The sequence below is a fragment of the Pseudomonas urethralis genome (assembly GCF_021602465.1).
GTDB lineage: Bacteria > Pseudomonadota > Gammaproteobacteria > Pseudomonadales > Pseudomonadaceae > Aquipseudomonas > Aquipseudomonas vlassakiae.
In genome coordinates, this window is the sequence record NZ_BQIJ01000009.1 from 1 (window position 1) to 22,777 (window position 22,777).

At 57.7% G+C, this 22,777-nt stretch carries 20 protein-coding genes, 4 tRNA genes and 1 rRNA gene; all 25 read left to right on the forward strand.

Going from position 1 to position 22,777, the window contains the following annotated elements; translation table 11 throughout:
* Positions 1-99, forward strand: a 5S ribosomal RNA gene (gene rrf / locus L6D64_RS15650); the annotation flags it as partial.
* Positions 100-253: 154 nt separating this feature from the next.
* Entirely contained in the window at positions 254-1,213 is a 960-nt protein-coding gene (gene birA / locus L6D64_RS15655; protein ID WP_176509686.1) for a bifunctional biotin--[acetyl-CoA-carboxylase] ligase/biotin operon repressor BirA, read from the forward strand.
* On the forward strand, positions 1,203-1,952 hold the full coding sequence (locus tag L6D64_RS15660) for a pantothenate kinase (protein ID WP_176509687.1): 750 nt from the start codon (positions 1,203-1,205) through the stop codon (positions 1,950-1,952). The genes birA and L6D64_RS15660 overlap by 11 nt, the downstream gene beginning before the upstream one ends.
* A 7-nt stretch (positions 1,953-1,959) precedes the next feature.
* Positions 1,960-2,385 (forward strand): hypothetical protein, encoded by a 426-nt coding sequence (locus L6D64_RS15665; protein WP_176509688.1) that lies wholly within the window; start codon positions 1,960-1,962, stop codon positions 2,383-2,385.
* A gap of 153 nt (positions 2,386-2,538) precedes the next feature.
* A tRNA-Tyr gene (locus L6D64_RS15670) sits at positions 2,539-2,622 on the forward strand.
* A gap of 24 nt (positions 2,623-2,646) precedes the next feature.
* Positions 2,647-2,720, forward strand: a tRNA-Gly gene (locus L6D64_RS15675).
* A 29-nt stretch (positions 2,721-2,749) separates the two neighbouring features.
* Positions 2,750-2,825 (forward strand) — tRNA-Thr (locus L6D64_RS15680).
* Between the two features lie 79 nt (positions 2,826-2,904).
* Entirely contained in the window at positions 2,905-4,098 is a 1,194-nt protein-coding gene (gene tuf / locus L6D64_RS15685) for an elongation factor Tu (protein ID WP_054881963.1), read from the forward strand.
* Between the two features lie 54 nt (positions 4,099-4,152).
* A tRNA-Trp gene (locus L6D64_RS15690) sits at positions 4,153-4,228 on the forward strand.
* Positions 4,229-4,272: 44 nt separating this feature from the next.
* Positions 4,273-4,641, forward strand: coding sequence for a preprotein translocase subunit SecE (gene secE, locus L6D64_RS15695; RefSeq protein ID WP_176510299.1), 369 nt, complete (start codon positions 4,273-4,275; stop codon positions 4,639-4,641).
* Between the two features lie 9 nt (positions 4,642-4,650).
* Positions 4,651-5,184 carry a transcription termination/antitermination protein NusG gene (nusG, locus tag L6D64_RS15700; protein ID WP_003255501.1) on the forward strand — a complete coding sequence of 178 codons (534 nt, stop codon included), beginning with the start codon at positions 4,651-4,653 and terminating at the stop codon, positions 5,182-5,184.
* 119 nt (positions 5,185-5,303) lie between these two features.
* Entirely contained in the window at positions 5,304-5,735 is a 432-nt protein-coding gene (rplK, locus tag L6D64_RS15705) for a 50S ribosomal protein L11 (protein WP_003255500.1), read from the forward strand.
* Positions 5,735-6,430: a 50S ribosomal protein L1 gene (rplA, locus tag L6D64_RS15710; RefSeq protein ID WP_027919361.1), complete on the forward strand. Its 696-nt coding sequence runs from the start codon at positions 5,735-5,737 to the stop codon at positions 6,428-6,430. Before rplK ends, rplA begins: the two co-directional genes overlap by 1 nt.
* A gap of 198 nt (positions 6,431-6,628) precedes the next feature.
* Positions 6,629-7,129 carry a 50S ribosomal protein L10 gene (rplJ, locus tag L6D64_RS15715; RefSeq protein ID WP_003257082.1) on the forward strand — a complete coding sequence of 167 codons (501 nt, stop codon included), beginning with the start codon at positions 6,629-6,631 and terminating at the stop codon, positions 7,127-7,129.
* A 78-nt stretch (positions 7,130-7,207) separates the two neighbouring features.
* The gene (gene rplL / locus L6D64_RS15720) at positions 7,208-7,576 is read left to right on the forward strand and encodes a 50S ribosomal protein L7/L12 (RefSeq protein ID WP_054887147.1); all 369 of its coding nucleotides are present in this window, start codon (positions 7,208-7,210) and stop codon (positions 7,574-7,576) included.
* Between the two features lie 219 nt (positions 7,577-7,795).
* Positions 7,796-11,869, forward strand: a complete 4,074-nt coding sequence (gene rpoB / locus L6D64_RS15725) for a DNA-directed RNA polymerase subunit beta (RefSeq protein ID WP_054887146.1) — start codon at positions 7,796-7,798, stop codon at positions 11,867-11,869.
* 64 nt (positions 11,870-11,933) lie between these two features.
* The gene (gene rpoC, locus L6D64_RS15730; protein ID WP_176510300.1) at positions 11,934-16,133 is read left to right on the forward strand and encodes a DNA-directed RNA polymerase subunit beta'; all 4,200 of its coding nucleotides are present in this window, start codon (positions 11,934-11,936) and stop codon (positions 16,131-16,133) included.
* 211 nt (positions 16,134-16,344) lie between these two features.
* On the forward strand, positions 16,345-16,716 hold the full coding sequence (rpsL, locus tag L6D64_RS15735; RefSeq protein WP_003255492.1) for a 30S ribosomal protein S12: 372 nt from the start codon (positions 16,345-16,347) through the stop codon (positions 16,714-16,716).
* Between the two features lie 106 nt (positions 16,717-16,822).
* Positions 16,823-17,293 (forward strand): 30S ribosomal protein S7, encoded by a 471-nt coding sequence (gene rpsG / locus L6D64_RS15740; protein WP_003246741.1) that lies wholly within the window; start codon positions 16,823-16,825, stop codon positions 17,291-17,293.
* A gap of 30 nt (positions 17,294-17,323) precedes the next feature.
* Complete coding sequence (gene fusA / locus L6D64_RS15745) at positions 17,324-19,471, forward strand: elongation factor G (protein WP_176510301.1); 2,148 nt, start codon at positions 17,324-17,326, stop codon at positions 19,469-19,471.
* A 27-nt stretch (positions 19,472-19,498) separates the two neighbouring features.
* Positions 19,499-20,692 carry an elongation factor Tu gene (gene tuf / locus L6D64_RS15750; protein ID WP_054881963.1) on the forward strand — a complete coding sequence of 398 codons (1,194 nt, stop codon included), beginning with the start codon at positions 19,499-19,501 and terminating at the stop codon, positions 20,690-20,692.
* Positions 20,693-20,833: 141 nt separating this feature from the next.
* Positions 20,834-21,145 (forward strand): 30S ribosomal protein S10, encoded by a 312-nt coding sequence (gene rpsJ / locus L6D64_RS15755; protein WP_003186070.1) that lies wholly within the window; start codon positions 20,834-20,836, stop codon positions 21,143-21,145.
* An 80-nt stretch (positions 21,146-21,225) separates the two neighbouring features.
* Positions 21,226-21,861 carry a 50S ribosomal protein L3 gene (gene rplC, locus L6D64_RS15760; RefSeq protein ID WP_027917847.1) on the forward strand — a complete coding sequence of 212 codons (636 nt, stop codon included), beginning with the start codon at positions 21,226-21,228 and terminating at the stop codon, positions 21,859-21,861.
* Positions 21,862-21,873: 12 nt separating this feature from the next.
* The gene (gene rplD / locus L6D64_RS15765; protein WP_027917846.1) at positions 21,874-22,476 is read left to right on the forward strand and encodes a 50S ribosomal protein L4; all 603 of its coding nucleotides are present in this window, start codon (positions 21,874-21,876) and stop codon (positions 22,474-22,476) included.
* Entirely contained in the window at positions 22,473-22,772 is a 300-nt protein-coding gene (rplW, locus tag L6D64_RS15770; protein ID WP_003255484.1) for a 50S ribosomal protein L23, read from the forward strand. Before rplD ends, rplW begins: the two co-directional genes overlap by 4 nt.
* The last annotated feature ends 5 nt before the right edge of the window (positions 22,773-22,777 follow it).

Here is a 22,777-nt window from a genome sequence, read left to right on the forward strand (position 1 = left end):
ATTGGAACCACCTGATCCCATCCCGAACTCAGTAGTGAAACGATGCATCGCCGATGGTAGTGTGGGGTTTCCCCATGTGAGAGTAGGTCATCGTCAAGATTCATTTCGCAAAACCCCTATCTGCGCACGCAGGTAGGGGTTTTGTCTTTCTGGGCTCAATACTGGCCTTTGTCGCAGCCATGCGCAGCCCTTTTCCTATGCAAGCCAACGACCCCTAGCTATCATGCCAGCCTTATTCCAAGTCGAGACTGGCATGCTGAAGTTGTTGAATCTCCTCAAGGATGGCCGGTTCCATTCCGGAGAAGCCTTGGGGGCAGCCCTCGGGGTGAGTCGCAGCGCCGTTTGGAAGCAGCTGCAACACCTGGAAAGTGAGCTGAACCTCACCATTCATAAAGTTCGAGGGCGTGGTTACCAGTTGGTTGCGCCGTTGAGCTTGCTTGATGCGCAGGCGATCGCTGAGCTTACCGAGGGTGAGCGCTGGCCCGTTTTCATCCACGAAACAATCGATTCGACCAACGCCGAAGGCCTGAGGCTTGCCAGTGAAGGACAGCCAGCGCCATTCCTGGTCCTGGCCGAGCGTCAAAGCGCTGGGCGTGGCCGGCGAGGGCGCATGTGGATAAGTCCATTCGCAGAAAACCTCTATTACAGCCTGGTTTTGCGCGTAGATGGTGGCATGCGTCAGTTGGAGGGGCTCAGTCTGGTGGTCGGATTGGCTGTGATGCGCACGCTGCAGGCGTTTGGTGTAAAGGACGTGGGGTTGAAGTGGCCCAACGATGTCCTGGTTCGCGGGCAGAAGATCACCGGTATTCTTCTTGAGCTGGTGGGCGATCCAGCAGACGTCTGCCATGTGGTGCTTGGCATCGGCGTCAACGTGAACATGCAGGTCAATGAGCAGGTCGATCAGCAGTGGACCTCGATGCGACGTGAGGTTGGAGTGACAATTGATCGCAATCGCCTGGTGGCCGTGCTCAGCCGACAACTGCAACATGAATTGGCCCGTCATCGGCGCTACGGTTTTGCGGCATTCCAGGAAGAGTGGGAGCAGTCGCACCTGTGGCAGGGGCGTAATGTATCGCTGATCGCCGGTGCCACCCGTATCGATGGTGTCGTGTTGGGGGTGGACGGGCAGGGCGGATTGCGCCTTGAAGTCGACGGTGTGGAAAAGAGCTTCAGTGGTGGTGAGCTCAGTTTGAGGTTGCGTGATGATTCTTGAGCTCGATTGCGGTAACAGCTTCATCAAGTGGCGTGTCATTCATGCTGCCGACGCCACCATTGTCGGTGGTGGCATTGTCGATTCGGACCAGGCGCTGGTAGACGAGGTTGCGGCCCTGCAATCATTGCGTCTTACCGGTTGTCGAATCGTCAGTGTGCGTAGCGAGGATGAAACCGCTGCCCTCTGCGCACGGATCGCCAAGGCTTTTGCAGTGGTGGCTCGAGTTGCAGAACCTGCACAAGAAATGGCAGGTGTGCGCAATGGCTATGACGATTACCAGCGCCTCGGCATGGATCGCTGGCTCGCGGCATTGGGTGCGTTCCATCTCGCCAAGGGCGCCTGCCTGGTCATTGATCTGGGCACAGCGGCGAAGGCCGACTTTGTATCGGCCGATGGCGAACACCTGGGTGGCTACATCTGCCCAGGTATGCCACTCATGCGCAGCCAACTGCGTACGCATACCCGCCGTATTCGCTACGACGACGCTTCGGCTGAGCGGGCATTGAGCAGCCTTGCGCCAGGGCGCTCCACAGTCGAAGCGGTAGAGCGCGGTTGTGTATTGATGCTGCAGGGTTTTGCCCGCACGCAGCTCGAGCAGGCGCGGGCTTTGTGGGGTGAAGACTTCACGGTGTTCCTGACGGGAGGGGATGCGCCGCTGGTACGAGAGGCGGCGCCGCAGGGCAGGGTAGTCCCTGACCTGGTATTTGTCGGTCTGGCCATGGCCTGTCCACTGGACTGAGGTGCTTATGCGTTGGTTGTTTCTGCTGTTGCTGGTGCTTAACGTCTTCTATTACGTCTGGCACCAACAGGAGGCCCCGCTGAAGGCGAAGGACGTCGCGCCGTTGTCGTTGTACAAAGGAAATCAGCAAGAGATCCGTCTGCTCAAGGAGACTGGCGCATCTGCACCGGCCCGGCGTCGCGATGAATGTCTGGTGGTCGGTGGACTGACGGCTCGCGATCAACTCGATGCGCTGCGACAGCGCCTGCTGAGCCTGGATATCAATGCTGTGCCGGTGTCTGGCCAGCTGCCTGGCGCTGAAGGTTCCTGGCTCAAGATTTCCCCGGAAAGCGAGCGTTTGCTGGATCAAACCGTTCTCGAGACTCTTTCCAACGATTTCAAAGACTTAAAACATAAAATTATTTTCTGCCAGGGTATTGCAACTGGTGAATAGCTTGATAGAATGGCGCCCGCTTCACAGGGAACACCACTCAGGTGGCAGAACTGGAAGTGAGTGTCAAAGCAGCTAAGTTTCAGATTTGATTGAAAAAATTTGAAAAAAAGCTTGACACTGGGACGGCAGACAAATAGAATGCCGGCCACATCTGGAGGGATTCCCGAGCGGTCAAAGGGGACGGACTGTAAATCCGTTGCGAGAGCTTCGAAGGTTCGAATCCTTCTCCCTCCACCAGTTTTAGCGAGAGCCGCAAGCTCCGCGGGTATAGTTTAGTGGTAGAACCTCAGCCTTCCAAGCTGATGATGCGGGTTCGATTCCCGCTACCCGCTCCAAGTTTGCTGGATTTTGCGCAAAGTGTTTCGCTCTTGTAGCTCAGTTGGTAGAGCACACCCTTGGTAAGGGTGAGGTCAGCGGTTCAAGTCCGCTCAAGAGCTCCATATAAACAAGGCAGATATGAAAATATCTGCCTTTGTTTTATCAGCGTAAGACTATTTTCTTCTGCGGAGGATTGTATCGATGGCTAAGGAAAAGTTTGATCGTTCCCTTCCCCACGTTAACGTCGGCACTATCGGCCACGTTGACCACGGTAAGACCACTCTGACCGCAGCTCTGACTCGCGTCTGCTCCGAAGTTTTCGGTTCGGCCGTCGTTGAGTTCGACAAGATCGACTCGGCTCCAGAAGAAAAAGCACGCGGTATCACCATCAACACCGCTCACGTCGAGTACAACTCGAACATTCGTCACTACGCTCACGTTGACTGCCCAGGTCACGCTGACTACGTGAAGAACATGATCACCGGTGCTGCCCAGATGGACGGCGCGATCCTGGTTTGCTCGGCCGCCGATGGTCCGATGCCACAAACCCGTGAGCACATCCTGCTGTCCCGTCAGGTTGGCGTTCCGTATATCGTGGTTTTCCTGAACAAGGCTGACCTGGTAGACGACGCTGAGCTGCTGGAACTGGTCGAGATGGAAGTTCGCGACCTGCTGTCCACCTACGACTTCCCAGGCGACGACACTCCGATCATCATCGGTTCGGCTCGTATGGCTCTGGAAGGCAAAGACGACAACGAAATGGGCACTACCGCTGTCAAGAAGCTGGTAGAAACTCTGGATGCCTACATCCCTGAGCCAGTTCGTGCCATCGACCAGCCATTCCTGATGCCAATCGAAGACGTATTCTCGATCTCGGGTCGTGGTACCGTTGTTACCGGCCGTATCGAGCGTGGTATCGTCCGCGTTCAGGATCCGCTGGAAATCGTTGGTCTGCGTGACACCTCCACCACCACCTGCACCGGTGTCGAGATGTTCCGCAAGCTGCTGGACGAAGGTCGTGCTGGCGAGAACTGCGGCGTTCTGCTGCGTGGTACCAAGCGTGACGACGTTGAGCGTGGCCAGGTTCTGGTCAAGCCAGGTTCGGTCAAGCCGCACACCAAGTTCACCGCAGAAGTCTACGTCCTGTCGAAGGAAGAAGGCGGTCGTCACACTCCGTTCTTCAAAGGCTACCGTCCTCAGTTCTACTTCCGTACCACTGACGTGACCGGTAACTGCGAACTGCCGGAAGGCGTTGAAATGGTAATGCCAGGTGACAACATTCAGATGACTGTCACCCTGATCAAGACCATCGCAATGGAAGACGGTCTGCGCTTCGCTATCCGTGAGGGCGGTCGTACCGTCGGTGCCGGCGTCGTAGCAAAAATTATTGAATAAGTAGTTGATTTACTTGATCAGGCCGGTATAATGGCCGGCCTGATACAGCGTTACAGGTCAGTAGCTCAATTGGCAGAGCGACGGTCTCCAAAACCGTAGGTTGGGGGTTCGATTCCCTCCTGACCTGCCATTTCACCTCGGTGTGATGGCTTTCTTCTTACAGGATCCTCCTCGATGACCCCCAAAACTGAAGCCCAAGAATCGCGTTTTGATCTGTTCAAGTGGCTGGCTGTAGTGGCTTTGGTGGTTGTTGGTGTCGTGGGTAATCAGTATTACTCCGCCGCTCCAATCCTGTATCGCGTCCTTGCACTTCTCGCCCTGGCTGCTGTCGCAGGCTTTGTAGCTCTGCAGACTGCGAAGGGTAAGTCGTTCTTTGTGCTGGCGAAGGAAGCTCGTACCGAGATCCGTAAAGTCGTGTGGCCGACCCGCCAGGAAACCACCCAGACCACGCTGATTGTTGTGGCTGTCGTGCTGGTTATGGCACTGCTGCTGTGGGGTCTTGATTCCCTGCTCGGCTGGGCGGTCTCCCTGATCGTTGGCTAAAGGTGTCCCGTGGCTAAGCGTTGGTATGTTGTGCATGCTTACTCGGGTTACGAGAAGCATGTAATGCGCTCTCTGATCGAGCGCGTGAAGCTGGCAGGCATGGAAGACGGTTTCGGCGAGATCCTGGTCCCGACCGAAGAAGTCGTTGAAATGCGCAATGGCCAGAAGCGCAAAAGTGAGCGCAAATTCTTCCCTGGCTATGTATTGGTCCAGATGGAGATGAACGAAGGGACCTGGCACTTGGTCAAGGATACCCCTCGTGTGATGGGCTTTATCGGTGGTACTGCAGACAAGCCTGCACCGATTACCGATAAAGAAGCTGAAGCTATCCTGCGTCGCGTTGCCGACGGTAGTGACAAGCCGAAGCCGAAGACGCTGTTCGAGCCGGGTGAAGTGGTTCGAGTCATTGACGGTCCGTTCGCTGACTTCAATGGTAGTGTCGAAGAGGTTAACTACGAAAAGAGTCGCCTGCAGGTCGCGGTGCTCATTTTCGGTCGCTCTACTCCGGTGGAGCTCGAGTTCAGCCAGGTCGAAAAGGTCTAGGCGGACGAAGCATCCCATACCCCGCAGCCCTGTGTGCTGCGGGGTTTTGTCGTCACTGGGATAAAACGCAAGTCATCCGGGGAGCCATCAGGCGTTCGTACCCGATTTTGGAGTAGCTCATGGCTAAGAAGATTCAGGCTTACATCAAGCTGCAAGTTAAGGCCGGCCAGGCCAACCCAAGCCCACCCGTCGGTCCAGCTCTGGGCCAACACGGTGTGAACATCATGGAGTTCTGCAAGGCCTTCAACGCCCGTACTCAGGGTCAGGAAGCCGGCCTGCCGACTCCAGTGATCATCACTGTCTACAGCGACCGTAGCTTCACCTTCGAGACCAAGAGCACCCCTGCCTCGGTTCTGCTGAAGAAAGCTGCTGGCCTGACCAGTGGTTCGGCTCGCCCGAACACCGTTAAAGTCGGTACCGTTACCCGTGCTCAGCTGGAAGATATCGCCAAGGCTAAACAGGCTGATCTGACCGCCGCTGACCTGGACGCAGCTGTACGCACCATCGCTGGCTCTGCCCGCAGCATGGGCCTGAACGTGGAGGGTGTGTAATGGCTAAGCTGACCAAGCGCCAAAAGGCAATCGCCGAGAAAATCGAAGCAGGCAAGGCCTACAACTTCGAAGAAGCCGCAACTCTGCTCGCTTCGCTGCCGGCTGCCAAGTTCGTAGAATCCTACGACATCGCCGTTAACCTCGGTGTTGACCCGCGTAAATCCGACCAGGTCGTTCGTAGCGCTACCGTGCTGCCACACGGCACTGGCAAGACCGTACGTGTTGCTGTCTTCACCCAGGGTCCAGCTGCTGAAGCCGCTCTGGCTGCCGGCGCTGACCGCGTAGGTATGGACGATCTGGCTGCCGAAATGAAAGGCGGCGACCTGAACTATGACGTCGTCATCGCATCGCCTGATGCCATGCGCGTTGTAGGTCAGCTGGGTCAGGTTCTGGGTCCTCGCGGCCTGATGCCTAACCCGAAAGTGGGTACCGTGACCCCAGACGTAGCCGGCGCTGTCAAAAACGCCAAGGCTGGTCAGGTTCGCTACCGTACCGACAAAAACGGTATCATCCACACCTCCGTTGGCAAGATCGGCTTCGAAGCTGACAAGCTGAAGGAAAACGTTGAAGCCCTGATCGCTGATCTGAAGCGTATCAAGCCGGCCTCTTCGAAAGGTATCTACGTCAAGCGCGTTACCCTGAGCACCACCATGGGCCCAGGTCTGATCATCGATCAGAGCTCGCTGAACGTGTAAGAACATGGTGGCGCGACCTGTCGCGCCACCAGCAAAAATTGGGGTCCCTGCCTGGCGGGGGCTATCCAAGACCGTAGGCGGCGCGAGCCTTAAAACCCCAGCCCACGCAGATGGTGCTCCCGATTCGTTTACCGAATCAGACACCAAAACGACATCCGGCTTCGGCCAGATGAAACGGTAAAAACCAGGAGTAAACCCGTGGCAATTAAACTCGAAGACAAGAAGGCCATCGTCGCTGAAGTCAACGAGGCTGCCAAAGTCGCTCTGTCCGCTGTCGTGGCCGATGCCCGTGGTGTGACTGTAGGCGCAATGACCGGACTCCGTAAAGAGGCCCGCGAAGCTGGCGTATACGTACGTGTCGTACGTAACACGCTGCTCAAGCGCGCTGTTGAAGGCACCGAATTCTCGATCCTCAACGACGCGTTCAAAGGCCCGACCCTGATTGCTTTCTCCAACGAACACCCGGGCGCTGCCGCTCGTCTGTTCAAAGAGTTCGCCAAGGGTCAGGACAAGTTCGAGATCAAGGCAGCTGCGTTTGACGGCAAGTTCCTTGCCGCTAACCAGATCGACGTGCTGGCAACCCTGCCAACTCGCGACGAGGCTATCGCACAGCTGATGAGCGTAATCCAAGGTGCAACCAGCAAGCTGGCTCGTACCCTGGCAGCTCTGCGCGACCAGAAAGAAGCTGCTGCTGCCTAAGGCACGCGCAACTCTTTCAAAATCATACGTTTAATTTGATGGCTGCGTAGGCTGTCACCCCAATACAGGATTTAAGTCATGTCTCTGACTAACGAGCAAATCATCGAAGCGATCGGCCAGAAAACCGTTCTGGAAATTGTTGAACTGATCAAAGCGATGGAAGAAACCTTCGGCGTTACCGCTGCTGCCGCTGTTGCCGCTGGCCCAGCTACCGCCGCTGCCGCTGTTGAAGAGCAGACCGAGTTCAACGTTGTTCTGGTTGAAGCCGGCGACAAGAAAGTGAACGTGATCAAAGCCGTTCGCGAACTGACCGGTCTGGGCCTGAAAGAAGCCAAAGAGAAAGTCGACGGCGCTCCTCAGGTTGTAGCTGAAGGCGTTTCGAAAGAAGCCGCTGAAGACGCTAAGAAGAAGCTGGAAGAAGCAGGCGCTAAAGTCGAGCTGAAGTAATTTCGACTTTGCGATGCCAGCCTGAGCGTTGAGCGAAAGGCTGATGGCTGGTGGCTTATGCCACCGGCCTTTTTCCGTTATTGGTGGCTGGTCAAGCCGGCCCCGATAACACGCTGCAAGACACCCATGTGGGTGCGCAAACCAAGGGGTTTGCACGATTTTCTGGCTGCTCCCGCCGGGAGAAGCCAAACAAGCAGGTGACCAAGCTGGGGAACGCTGATGGCTTACTCATACACTGAGAAAAAACGTATCCGCAAGGACTTTAGCAAGTTGCCGGACGTCATGGATGTGCCATATCTTCTGGCCATCCAGCTGGATTCGTATCGCGAATTCCTGCAAGCGGGAGCATCCAAGGATCAGTTCCGTGACGTCGGCCTGCACGCGGCCTTCAAGTCGGTATTCCCGATCATCAGCTACTCCGGCAATGCTGCCCTGGAGTACGTAGGCTACCGCCTGGGCGATCCCGCCTTCGATGTGAAGGAATGTGTCCTGCGTGGCGTGACCTTCGCGGTCCCACTGCGGGTCAAGGTGCGCCTGATCATCTTCGACAAGGAATCGTCGAACAAAGCGATCAAGGACATCAAAGAGCAAGAAGTCTACATGGGTGAAATCCCCCTGATGACTGAGAACGGTACCTTCGTTATCAACGGTACCGAACGAGTAATCGTTTCCCAGCTGCACCGTTCGCCTGGTGTGTTCTTCGACCACGACCGTGGCAAGACGCACAGCTCCGGCAAGCTGCTGTACTCCGCTCGCATCATCCCTTACCGCGGTTCGTGGCTGGACTTCGAGTTCGACCCGAAAGACTGCGTGTTCGTGCGTATCGACCGTCGCCGCAAACTGCCGGCCTCGGTGCTGCTGCGCGCGCTGGGCTACAGCACGGAAGAAGTTCTCAACACCTTCTACACCACCAACGTGTTCCACATTTCGGGCGAGAAGCTGAGCCTGGAACTGGTACCTCAGCGTCTGCGTGGTGAAGTCGCGGTCATGGACATCCATGACGGCGCTGGCAAGGTCATTGTCGAGCAGGGTCGTCGCATCACTGCGCGTCACGTCAATCAGCTCGAGAAGGCTGGCGTCAACCAGCTGGACGTGCCGATGGAATACGTCCTCGGTCGCACCACTGCCAAAGCCATCGTTCATCCGGCTACCGGCGAGATCCTGGCCGAGTGCAACACCGAGCTGACCACCGAGCTGCTGATCAAGATCGCCAAGGCTCAGGTTGTCCGCATCGAGACCCTGTACACCAACGACATCGATTGCGGTCCGTTCATCTCGGATACCCTGAAGATCGACACCACCAGCAACCAGCTGGAAGCTTTGGTCGAGATCTACCGCATGATGCGTCCAGGCGAGCCGCCGACCAAGGATGCTGCCGAGACCCTGTTCAACAACCTGTTCTTCAGCGCCGAGCGTTACGACCTGTCTGCCGTCGGCCGCATGAAGTTCAACCGTCGCATCGGTCGTACCGAGATCGAAGGTTCGGGCGTGCTGAGCAAAGAAGATATCGTCGAGGTTCTGAAGACCCTGGTCGATATCCGTAACGGCAAAGGCATCGTCGACGACATCGACCACCTGGGTAACCGCCGCGTTCGTTGCGTTGGCGAGATGGCCGAGAACCAGTTCCGCGTTGGCCTGGTGCGTGTTGAGCGTGCGGTCAAGGAACGTCTGTCGATGGCCGAAAGCGAAGGCCTGATGCCGCAGGACCTGATCAACGCCAAGCCGGTAGCGGCGGCGGTGAAGGAGTTCTTCGGTTCCAGCCAGCTCTCGCAGTTCATGGACCAGAACAACCCGCTCTCCGAGATCACCCACAAGCGTCGTGTCTCTGCACTCGGCCCTGGTGGTCTGACCCGTGAGCGCGCCGGCTTCGAAGTCCGTGACGTACACCCGACCCACTACGGCCGCGTGTGCCCGATCGAGACCCCTGAAGGTCCGAACATCGGTCTGATCAACTCCCTGGCCGCCTATGCCCGCACCAACCAGTATGGCTTCCTGGAAAGCCCGTACCGTGTGGTGAAGGAAGGCGTGGTCAGCGATGACATCGTGTTCCTGTCGGCCATCGAAGAAGCGGATCACGTGATCGCTCAGGCTTCGGCTGCGATGAACGAGAAGAAGCAGCTGATCGATGAGCTGGTAGCGGTTCGTCACCTGAACGAATTCACCGTCAAGGCGCCGGAAGACGTCACCCTGATGGATGTTTCGCCGAAGCAGGTAGTTTCCGTTGCCGCGTCGCTGATTCCGTTCCTCGAGCACGACGACGCCAACCGTGCGTTGATGGGTTCGAACATGCAGCGTCAGGCTGTACCCACCCTGCGTGCTGACAAGCCGCTGGTAGGTACCGGCATGGAGCGCAACGTTGCCCGTGACTCCGGTGTCTGCGTGGTTGCTCGCCGCGGTGGTGTGATCGACTCGGTCGACGCCAGCCGTATCGTCGTTCGTGTTGCTGACGACGAAGTCGAGACCGGCGAAGCAGGTGTGGATATCTACAACCTGACCAAGTACACCCGTTCGAACCAGAACACCTGCATCAACCAGCGTCCGCTGGTGAGCAAAGGTGACAAGGTCCAGCGTGGCGACATCATGGCTGACGGCCCGTCCACCGACATGGGTGAACTGGCGCTGGGCCAGAACATGCGCATCGCGTTCATGGCGTGGAACGGCTTCAACTTCGAAGACTCCATCTGCCTGTCCGAGCGTGTGGTTCAGGAAGACCGCTTCACCACCATCCACATCCAGGAACTGACCTGTGTGGCGCGTGACACCAAGCTTGGCCCAGAGGAAATCACTGCGGACATCCCGAACGTGGGTGAAGCCGCTCTGAACAAGCTGGACGAAGCCGGTATCGTCTACGTGGGTGCCGAAGTTGGCGCTGGCGACATCCTGGTTGGCAAGGTCACGCCTAAGGGCGAAACCCAGCTGACGCCGGAAGAAAAACTGCTGCGCGCCATCTTCGGTGAAAAGGCCAGCGACGTTAAGGACACCTCCCTGCGTGTGCCGACCGGCACCAAGGGTACCGTCATCGACGTGCAGGTCTTCACCCGTGATGGCGTGGAGCGTGACAGCCGCGCCCTGTCCATCGAGAAGATGCAGCTGGACGAGATCCGCAAGGACCTCAACGAAGAGTTCCGCATCGTCGAAGGTGCAACCTTCGAGCGTCTGCGTGCTGCCCTGAACGGCCAAGTGGTCGACGGTGGCGCGGGCCTGAAGAAAGGCACCGTGATCACCGACGAAGTCCTGGACGGTCTGGAGCACGGCCAGTGGTTCAAACTGCGCATGGCCGAAGATGCACTGAACGAGCAGCTGGAAAAGGCTCAGCAGTACATCGTCGACCGCCGCCGTCTGCTGGACGACAAGTTCGAAGACAAGAAGCGCAAGCTGCAGCAGGGCGATGACCTGGCTCCAGGCGTACTGAAGATCGTCAAGGTCTACCTGGCAATCCGCCGTCGCATCCAGCCGGGTGACAAGATGGCCGGTCGTCACGGTAACAAGGGTGTCGTCTCGGTGATCATGCCGGTAGAAGACATGCCGCACGACGCCAACGGTACTCCGGTTGACGTGGTACTGAACCCGCTGGGTGTACCTTCGCGTATGAACGTCGGTCAGATCCTTGAAACCCACCTGGGCCTCGCGGCCAAAGGCCTGGGCGAGAAGATCGACCGCATGATCGAAGAGCAGCGTAAAGCCGCTGAACTGCGCACCTTCCTCACCGAGATCTACAACGAGATCGGTGGTCGTCAGGAGAACCTGGACGAGTTCACCGACGAAGAGATCATCGCCCTGGCGAACAACCTGAAGAAAGGCGTGCCAATGGCTACTCCAGTCTTCGACGGTGCCAAGGAGCGTGAGATCAAGGCCATGCTGAAACTGGCAGACCTGCCAGAAAGCGGCCAGATGGTGCTGTTCGACGGCCGTACCGGCAACAAGTTCGAGCGTCCTGTGACCGTTGGTTACATGTACATGCTCAAGCTGAACCACTTGGTGGACGACAAGATGCACGCGCGTTCCACTGGTTCCTATAGCCTGGTTACCCAGCAGCCGCTGGGTGGTAAGGCGCAGTTCGGTGGTCAGCGTTTCGGGGAGATGGAAGTGTGGGCGCTGGAAGCATACGGCGCGGCATACACCCTGCAAGAAATGCTCACAGTGAAGTCGGACGACGTGAACGGCCGTACCAAGATGTACAAGAACATCGTGGATGGCGATCACCGTATGGAGCCGGGCATGCCCGAGTCCTTCAACGTGTTGATCAAAGAGATCCGTTCGCTCGGTATCGATATCGATCTGGAAACCGAATAACACGTGACGCGAAGGGGAGTGGGGCAGGTAATGCCCGCTCCCTGCTCCGCCAGGAGGAAAGGCCTTGAAAGACCTACTGAATTTGCTGAAAAACCAGGGTCAAGTCGAAGAGTTCGACGCCATCCGCATCGGTCTGGCGTCGCCTGAAATGATCCGTTCGTGGTCGTTCGGTGAAGTTAAGAAGCCGGAAACCATCAACTACCGTACGTTCAAGCCTGAGCGTGACGGCCTGTTCTGCGCCAAGATCTTTGGCCCAGTCAAGGACTACGAGTGCCTGTGCGGCAAGTACAAGCGCCTCAAGCACCGTGGCGTGATCTGCGAGAAGTGCGGCGTTGAAGTTGCCCTGGCCAAGGTTCGTCGTGAGCGCATGGCGCACATCGAGCTGGCCTCGCCGGTTGCCCACATCTGGTTCCTGAAGTCGCTGCCGTCCCGTATCGGCCTGCTGATGGACATGACCCTGCGTGACATCGAGCGCGTGCTCTACTTCGAGAGCTACGTCGTGATCGACCCAGGCATGACCACCCTCGAGAAGGGCCAGCTGCTGAACGACGAGCAGTACTTCGAAGCGCTGGAAGAGTTCGGTGACGACTTCGACGCCCGCATGGGTGCCGAGGCTGTCCGCGAGCTGCTGCACGCCATCGACCTGGAGCACGAGATCGGCCGCCTGCGTGAAGAGATTCCGCAGACCAACTCGGAAACCAAGATCAAGAAGCTGTCCAAGCGCCTGAAGCTGATGGAAGCGTTCCAGGGCTCGGGTAACCTGCCTGAGTGGATGGTCCTGACCGTCCTGCCAGTACTGCCGCCGGACCTGCGTCCGCTGGTACCGCTGGATGGCGGCCGCTTCGCGACCTCCGACCTGAACGACCTGTATCGTCGGGTGATCAACCGTAACAACCGTCTGAAGCGCCTGCTCGATCTGTCGGCGCCGGACATCATCGTGCGCAACGAAAAGCGCATGCTGCAGGAAGCGGTCGACGCCCTGCTGGACAACGGCCGTCGCGGTCGCGCCATCACTGGCTCGAACAAGCGTCCGCTGAAGTCCCTGGCCGACATGATCAAAGGTAAGCAAGGTCGCTTCCGTCAGAACTTGCTCGGTAAGCGTGTGGACTACTCCGGCCGTTCGGTAATTACCGTAGGCCCGACCCTGCGTCTGCACCAGTGCGGTCTGCCGAAGAAGATGGCCCTCGAGCTGTTCAAGCCGTTCATTTTCGGCAAGCTGGAAATGCGTGGTCTGGCGACCACCATCAAGGCTGCCAAGAAGATGGTCGAGCGCGAGCTGCCAGAGGTATGGGACGTTCTCGCCGAAGTGATTCGCGAACACCCCGTGCTGCTCAACCGTGCACCGACCCTGCACCGTCTGGGTATCCAGGCATTCGAACCGGTACTGATCGAAGGTAAGGCCATTCAGCTGCACCCGCTGGTCTGCGCCGCGTACAACGCCGACTTCGACGGTGACCAGATGGCCGTCCACGTGCCGCTGACGCTGGAAGCCCAGCTCGAAGCACGTGCGCTGATGATGTCGACCAACAACATCCTGTCGCCAGCCAACGGTGAGCCAATCATCGTTCCGTCGCAGGACGTTGTACTGGGTCTGTACTACATGACCCGTGAAGCCATCAATGCCAAGGGTGAAGGTCGCGTATTTGCCGACCTGCAGGAAGTCGACCGCGTATTCCGCGCCGGCGAAGCTGCCCTGCACGCGAAGATCAAGGTTCGTATCAACGAAACCGTGAAAGAGCGTGACGGTTCGGTGGTCAAGAATACCCGCATCGTCGACACCACCGTCGGCCGTGCGCTGCTGTTCCAGGTTGTACCGGCAGGCCTGCCGTACGACGTGGTCAACCAGCCGATGAAGAAAAAGGCGATCTCCAAGCTGATCAACCAGTGCTACCGCGTGGTTGGTCTGAAAGAGACCGTTATCTTCGCTGACCAGCTGATGTACACCGGTTTCGCCTACTCGACCATTTCCGGCGTTTCCATCGGTGTTAACGACTTCGTTATCCCGGACGAGAAAGCCCGCATCATCGGTAACGCTACCGACGAAGTGAAGGAAATCGAGAGCCAGTACGCTTCCGGCCTGGTCACCCAGGGCGAGAAGTACAACAAGGTCATCGACTTGTGGTCGAAGGCGAACGACGAAGTGTCCAAGGCGATGATGGCCAACCTCTCGAAAGAGAAGGTCATCGACCGCGATGGCAACGAAGTCGACCAAGAGTCCTTCAACTCGATGTACATGATGGCTGACTCGGGTGCGCGGGGTTCCGCAGCCCAGATCCGTCAGCTGGCTGGTATGCGTGGCCTGATGGCCAAGCCGGACGGCTCGATCATCGAGACGCCGATCACCGCCAACTTCCGTGAAGGTCTGAGCGTACTCCAGTACTTCATCTCGACCCACGGTGCTCGTAAGGGTCTGGCGGATACCGCACTGAAGACTGCGAACTCCGGTTACCTGACTCGTCGTCTGGTAGACGTTGCGCAAGACTTGGTCGTGACCGAGATCGACTGCGGCACCGACCAGGGCCTGCTGATGACCCCGCACATCGAAGGCGGCGACGTGGTCGAGCCGCTGGGTGAGCGTGTACTGGGCCGTGTCATTGCCCGTGACGTGTTCAAGCCAGGCACCGAGGACGTCATCGTTCCGGCCGGTACCCTGGTCGACGAGCAGTGGGTCGAGTTCATCGAGCTGAACAGCATCGACGAAGTGATCGTGCGTTCGCCGATCAACTGCGAAACCCGCTTCGGTATCTGCGCCAAGTGCTACGGTCGCGACCTGGCTCGTGGTCATCAGGTGAACATCGGTGAAGCTGTCGGCGTTATCGCTGCACAGTCGATCGGTGAGCCGGGTACCCAGCTGACCATGCGTACGTTCCACATCGGTGGTGCTGCAAGCCGTACCTCGGCTGCCGACAGCGTCCAGGTGAAGAACGGCGGTATGGTGCGCCTGCACAACCTGAAACAGGTTGAGCGTGCCGACGGTAACCTGGTTGCCGTATCGCGTTCCGGCGAGCTGGCCATTGCCGACGAATTCGGTCGTGAGCGTGAGCGCTACAAGCTGCCTTACGGTGCGGTGATCTCGGTCAAGGAAGGTGACAAGGTCGAAGCTGGCGCCATCGTCGCCAAGTGGGACCCGCACACCCACCCGATCGTTACCGAGCTGAAAGGTACCGTGACCTTCGTGGGCATGGAAGAGAACATCACCATCAAGCGTCAGACGGATGAGCTGACCGGCTTGACCAACATTGAAGTAATGGACGTCAAGGATCGCCCTGCCGCAGGCAAGGAAATCCGTCCGGCAATCAAGATGGTCGACGCCGCTGGCAAGGACCTGTACCTGCCAGGTACCGACGTACCTGCCCAGTACTTCCTGCCGGCCAACGCCCTCGTGGGTGTGGCTGACGGTGCTCAGATCGGTGTTGGTGACGTTATCGCGCGTATTCCGCAGGAAACGTCGAAGACTCGCGACATCACCGGTGGTCTGCCACGCGTTGCCGACCTGTTCGAAGCGCGCCGTCCGAAGGAAGCCTCGATTCTGGCTGAAGTCAGCGGCACCATCGCGTTCGGTAAGGAGACCAAGGGCAAGCGTCGTCTGGTCATCACTCCGACCGACGGCAGCGAGCCGTACGAAGAGCTGATTCCGAAGTGGCGCCACCTGAACGTCTTCGAAGGCGAACAGGTAAACCGCGGCGAAGTTATCTCCGACGGCCCGAGCGATCCGCACGACATCCTGCGTCTGCTGGGTGTGAGCGCGCTGGCGAAATACATCGTCAACGAGATCCAGGACGTTTACCGTCTGCAAGGCGTTAAGATCAACGACAAGCACATCGAGACCATCCTGCGTCAGATGCTGCGCAAGGTCGAGATCGCCGAGTCGGGTGACTCCAGCTTCATCAAGGGCGACCAGATGGAACTGACCCAGGTGCTGATGGAAAACGAGCGCCTGGCAGCGGAAGACAAGTTCGTCTCCAAGTACACCCGCGTGCTGCTGGGTATCACCAAGGCCTCGCTGTCGACCGAATCGTTCATCTCCGCGGCTTCCTTCCAGGAAACCACCCGCGTACTGACCGAAGCGGCTGTAACCGGCAAGCGCGACTACCTGCGCGGCCTGAAAGAGAACGTGGTCGTGGGTCGTCTGATCCCGGCTGGTACTGGTCTGGCCTACCACAGCGAGCGCAAGCGTCGCCGTGATGCCGACAAACCGCTGCGTGTGAGCGCCAGTGAGGTGGAAGCCGCACTGACCGAAGCGCTGAACTCCAGCGGCAACTAAGTACAGGGCAGGGCCCCGGCAAACCTCGAACGACCGTCGCTGACATGAAATGTTGCCGATGATCGGGCGAGGAGGGCCGGGGCCTCGTCTTGACTGGGTGCAAGATCCTCCGTAGACTTTTGTACCCTTAAATTTGGTGAGGCTCCGTCTCGCCAATTTTTGGCTTTCTTGCAAGACAATAGAGTCGCAAGACAATCAGTGGAGCTAGTAGATGGCAACTATCAACCAGCTGGTACGTCAGCCGCGTAAGCGTTCGGTCGAGAAGTCCGACGTTCCTGCGCTGCAGAACTGCCCGCAGCGTCGTGGCGTGTGCACCCGCGTGTACACCACCACGCCGAAAAAACCTAACTCGGCACTGCGTAAAGTATGCCGTGTGCGTCTGACCAACGGTTTCGAGGTTTCCTCGTACATCGGTGGTGAAGGCCACAACCTGCAAGAGCACAGCGTCGTCCTGATCCGTGGCGGCCGTGTAAAAGACTTGCCAGGTGTTCGTTACCACACCGTTCGCGGCTCTCTGGATACTTCGGGCGTTAAAGGCCGTAACCAGGGTCGTTCGAAATACGGTACCAAGCGTCCGAAGTAATCGGCCGTTTGCAGACATCCATTTTTTTGAGTCGATAAGAGTAAGGTCGGGCAGGGGTCGAAGACCCGCGTCCCGGGCTAACCTGAAGACCGTTTGAGGGCTTATCATGCCAAGACGTCGTGTAGCAGCAAAACGTGAGATCCTTGACGATCCGAAGTACGGATCCCAGATCCTCGCCAAGTTCATGAACCACGTGATGGAAAGCGGCAAGAAGGCCGTAGCCGAGCGCATCGTTTACGGTGCCCTGGATACCGTCAAAGCACGCAAGAACAGCGACCCCCTGGAAATCTTCGAGAAAGCTCTCGACGCCATCGCTCCGCTGGTCGAAGTAAAGTCCCGCCGTGTCGGCGGTGCCACTTACCAGGTTCCGGTTGAAGTTCGTCCATCCCGTCGTAACGCTCTGGCAATGCGCTGGCTCGTAGACTACGCCCGCAAGCGCGGCGAGAAGTCGATGGCTCTGCGCCTGGCCGGTGAGCTGCTGGATGCTGCCGAAGGCAAAGGTGCTGCGGTCAAGAAGCGTGAAGACGTGCACCGTATGGCTGAAGCCAACAAAGCGTTCTCGCACTACCGCTTCTAATTCAAGCATCAATTATTTTGCGAGGGCTTTATGGCTCGTACTACAGCAATTAACCGCTACCGTAACATCGGTATCTGCGCCCACGTTGACGCGGGCAAGACTACCACTACCGAGCGGATCCTGTTCTACACAGGTCTGAGCCACAAGATGGGCGAGGTGCATGACGGCGCCGCGACCACCGACTGGATGGTGCAGGAGCAGGAGCGCGGTATCACCATTACCTCCGCTGCCGTTACCACCTTCTGGAAAGGTTCCCGTGGTCAGTACGACAACTACCGCGTAAACGTCATCGACACCCCCGGCCACGTTGACTTCACCATTGAAGTTGAGCGTTCGCTGCGTGTGCTCGACGGCGCGGTCGTAGTGTTCTGCGGTACTTCCGGCGTTGAGCCGCAGTCCGAAACCGTATGGCGTCAGGCCAACAAGTACGGCGTTCCACGTGTTGTCTACGTGAACAAGATGGACCGTGCCGGTGCCAACTTCCTGCGCGTTGTCGGCCAGATCAAGAACCGCCTGGGTCACACCCCGGTTCCGATCCAGCTGGCTATCGGTGCAGAAGACGATTTCCAGGGTCAGGTCGACCTGATCAAGATGAAAGCCATCTACTGGAACGAAGACGACAAGGGTACTACCTACCGTGAGGAAGAAATTCCTGCGGATCTGGTCGACCTGGCTAACGAATGGCGCAACAACATGGTTGAAGCCGCCGCCGAAGCCAGCGAAGAGCTGATGAACAAGTACCTTGAAGAAGGTGAGCTGACCGTCGAAGAAATCAAGGCAGGCCTGCGCGCGCGCACCCTGGCCAGCGAGATCGTTCCGGCTGTCTGCGGTTCGTCGTTCAAGAACAAGGGCGTTCCCCTGGTTCTCGACGCCGTCATCGACTTCCTGCCTGCTCCGACCGAGATTCCTGCGATCAAGGGTATCCACCCTGATCTGGCCGAAGTGCCGAAGGATGAAGTCACTCCTGAGCAGTACGACGAGCGTCACGCCAGCGATGACGAGCCGTTCTCGGCTCTGGCATTCAAGATTGCCACCGACCCGTTCGTTGGTACTCTGACCTTCGTCCGCGTTTACTCGGGCTTCCTGACCTCTGGTGACTCCGTCATCAACTCGGTCAAGGGCAAGAAAGAGCGCGTTGGTCGTATGGTGCAGATGCACGCCAACCAGCGTGAAGAAATCAAGGAAGTACGTGCAGGCGACATCGCTGCTCTGATCGGCATGAAGGACGTCACCACCGGTGACACCCTGTGCAACGCCGACAAGCCGATCATCCTCGAGCGTATGGACTTCCCTGAGCCGGTAATTTCGCTCTCCGTAGAGCCGAAAACCAAGGCTGACCAGGAGAAGATGGGTATCGCTCTGGGCAAGCTGGCCCAGGAAGACCCGTCGTTCCGCGTCAAGACCGACGAAGAAACCGGCCAGACCATCATCTCCGGTATGGGCGAGCTGCACCTGGACATCCTCGTTGACCGCATGAAGCGCGAGTTCAACGTCGAAGCCAACATCGGTAAGCCGCAGGTTTCGTACCGCGAGAAGATCACCAAGTCCAACGTCGAAATCGAAGGCAAATTCGTTCGTCAGTCGGGCGGCCGTGGTCAGTTCGGTCACTGCTGGATCCGTTTCTCGGAGCCGGATCAGGACGACAAGGGCAACATCACCGAAGGTCTGGTGTTCGCCAACGAAGTCGTTGGTGGTGTGATTCCTAAGGAATACATCCCTGCGATCCAGAAGGGTATCGAAGAGCAGATGAAAAACGGCGTTGTTGCCGGTTATCCTCTGATCGGCCTGAAGGCCGCGGTATTCGATGGTTCGTACCACGACGTCGACTCCAACGAAATGGCGTTCAAGATCGCTGCTTCGATGGCAACCAAGCAACTGGCCCAGAAGGGCGGTGGCGTGGTTCTCGAGCCGATCATGAAGGTCGAAGTTGTAACCCCGGAAGACTACCTGGGTGACGTGATGGGTGACCTGAACCGTCGTCGTGGTCTGGTACAGGGTATGGATGAGTCGGTCTCTGGCCGCGTCGTCCGCGCTGAAGTTCCGCTCGGAGAGATGTTCGGTTACGCGACCGACGTTCGTTCCATGTCTCAGGGTCGCGCAAGCTACTCCATGGAATTCTCCAAATACGCCGAAGCTCCGTCGAACATCGTCGAAGCACTCGTTAAAAAACAAGGCTAATCCCCTTTAGGCAAGAGGTTCACTGTCGTGGCTAAAGAAAAATTTGATCGTTCCCTTCCCCACGTTAACGTCGGCACCATCGGCCACGTTGACCACGGTAAGACCACTCTGACCGCAGCTCTGACTCGCGTCTGCTCCGAAGTTTTCGGTTCGGCCGTCGTTGAGTTCGACAAGATCGACTCGGCTCCAGAAGAAAAAGCACGCGGTATCACCATCAACACCGCTCACGTCGAGTACAACTCGAACATTCGTCACTACGCTCACGTTGACTGCCCAGGTCACGCTGACTACGTGAAGAACATGATCACCGGTGCTGCCCAGATGGACGGCGCGATCCTGGTTTGCTCGGCCGCCGATGGTCCGATGCCACAAACCCGTGAGCACATCCTGCTGTCCCGTCAGGTTGGCGTTCCGTATATCGTGGTTTTCCTGAACAAGGCTGACCTGGTAGACGACGCTGAGCTGCTGGAACTGGTCGAGATGGAAGTTCGCGACCTGCTGTCCACCTACGACTTCCCAGGCGACGACACTCCGATCATCATCGGTTCGGCTCGTATGGCTCTGGAAGGCAAAGACGACAACGAAATGGGCACTACCGCTGTCAAGAAGCTGGTAGAAACTCTGGATGCCTACATCCCTGAGCCAGTTCGTGCCATCGACCAGCCATTCCTGATGCCAATCGAAGACGTATTCTCGATCTCGGGTCGTGGTACCGTTGTTACCGGCCGTATCGAGCGTGGTATCGTCCGCGTTCAGGATCCGCTGGAAATCGTTGGTCTGCGTGACACCTCCACCACCACCTGCACCGGTGTCGAGATGTTCCGCAAGCTGCTGGACGAAGGTCGTGCTGGCGAGAACTGCGGCGTTCTGCTGCGTGGTACCAAGCGTGACGACGTTGAGCGTGGCCAGGTTCTGGTCAAGCCAGGTTCGGTCAAGCCGCACACCAAGTTCACCGCAGAAGTCTACGTCCTGTCGAAGGAAGAAGGCGGTCGTCACACTCCGTTCTTCAAAGGCTACCGTCCTCAGTTCTACTTCCGTACCACTGACGTGACCGGTAACTGCGAACTGCCGGAAGGCGTTGAAATGGTAATGCCAGGTGACAACATTCAGATGACTGTCACCCTGATCAAGACCATCGCAATGGAAGACGGTCTGCGCTTCGCTATCCGTGAAGGCGGTCGTACCGTCGGCGCCGGCGTCGTAGCCAAAATCATCGAGTAATCACTCGACCGATTGAAAAAACCCCCGCTCAGCGGGGGTTTTTTTTATTGGGTTGACACTAAATTGGGGCGTCTATAGAATCACGCCTCCTTTTAGCGGGCGTAGTGCGTCCGTTGGGAACAGCCTGGAGTCTGAAATCCAATGCAAAATCAGCAAATCCGTATCAGGTTGAAGGCTTTCGACCATCGCCTGATCGACCAATCCACCCAGGAAATCGTGGAAACCGCGAAACGTACTGGTGCACAAGTGCGTGGTCCAATTCCACTGCCTACCCGCAAAGAGCGTTTCACCGTTCTGGTCTCCCCGCACGTCAACAAAGACGCGCGTGACCAGTACGAGATTCGCACTCATAAGCGTGTTCTGGACATCGTCCAGCCAACGGATAAAACCGTTGACGCGCTGATGAAGCTCGATCTGGCGGCAGGTGTGGAAGTACAGATCAGCCTCGGCTAAGACTTCGGTCTAGTCGTGTAACGCTCTGAAATGGGCGGCCATAGCGGGTGAAAGCCCCGTACACTCATGAGGTTTACAACATGACTATTGGTGTAATCGGTCGCAAGTGCGGTATGACCCGCATTTTCACCGAAGAAGGTGTCTCCATTCCGGTCACGGTCATTGAGATCGAGCCGAATCGTGTCACCCAGTTCAAAACTGAAGAAACCGATGGCTACCGTGCAGTGCAAGTCACTGTCGGCGAGCGTCGTGCTTCGCGCGTGACTGCCGCTCAGGCAGGTCACTTCGCCAAGGCCAACGTTGCCGCTGGTCGCGGTGTCTGGGAGTTCCGTCTTGAAGAAGGCGAGTTCCAGGCTGGCGACTCGATCAAAGCTGAACTCTTCACTGCAGGCCAGCTGGTTGACGTTACTGGTCAGTCCAAAGGTAAAGGCTTCGCCGGTACCATCAAGCGCTGGAACTTCCGTGGCCAGGACAACACCCACGGTAACTCCGTGTCGCACCGTGTCCCAGGTTCCATCGGCCAGTGCCAGACTCCTGGTCGTGTGTTCAAGGGCAAGAAAATGTCCGGTCACATGGGCGCCGAGCGCGTGACTGTTCAGTCCCTGGAAGTAGTTCGCGTAGACGCTGAGCGCAACCTGCTGCTCGTCAAGGGTGCCGTTCCTGGCGCTACTGGCGGCGACGTGGTTGTCCGTCCAGCTGTCAAGGCTCGCGGTTAAGGGGATACTGACATGCAACTTAATGTAAATGACGCTCAGGCGATCGAAGTTTCCGAACTGGCTTTCGGTGGCGAATTCAACGAGACGCTGGTACACCAAGCAGTCGTAGCCTACATGGCTGGCGGCCGTCAGGGCACCAAGCAGCAGAAGACCCGTTCCGACGTGGCCGGTGGCGGTAAGCGCCCATGGCGTCAGAAGGGTACTGGCCGTGCTCGTGCTGGTACCACTCGTGGTCCGATCTGGCGTGGCGGTGGTGTAACCTTCGCAGCTCGTCCTCAAGATCACTCGCAGAAGCTCAACAAGAAGATGTACCGCGCAGCCCTGCGCTCCATCCTCGCTGAGCTGGTGCGTAGCGACCGTCTGGTCGTGGTTCAGGACTTCGCTGTTGAAGCGCCGAAAACCAAAGATCTGCTGAACAAGCTGAACGGCATGGGTCTGAACGACGTACTGATCGTTTCCGACGCTGTTGATCAGAACCTGTACCTGGCTGCTCGCAACCTGCCGCACGTCGACGTACGTGACGTTCAAGGTTCCGACCCGGTCAGTCTGATCGCATACGAGAAGGTGTTGATCACCGTCTCGGCCGTGAAGAAATTCGAGGAGCTGCTGGGATGAACCAGGAACGCGTATTCAAAGTCCTCCTTGGCCCGCACGTTTCCGAGAAGGCTACCGTTCTGGCTGAGAAAAAAGGCCAGTTCGTATTCAAGGTTGCTACCGATGCAACCAAGCTGGAAATCAAGAAAGCTGTCGAAGGCCTGTTCAACGTAAAAGTTGAAAACGTGTCGACTGTTAACGTTCTGGGTAAAACCAAGCGTACCGCACGTGGTCTGGGCAAGCGTAATGACTGGAAGAAGGCGATCGTCTCCCTTCAGCCAGGCCAAGATCTCGATTTCAGCAGCAGTGCTGAGTAAGGAAG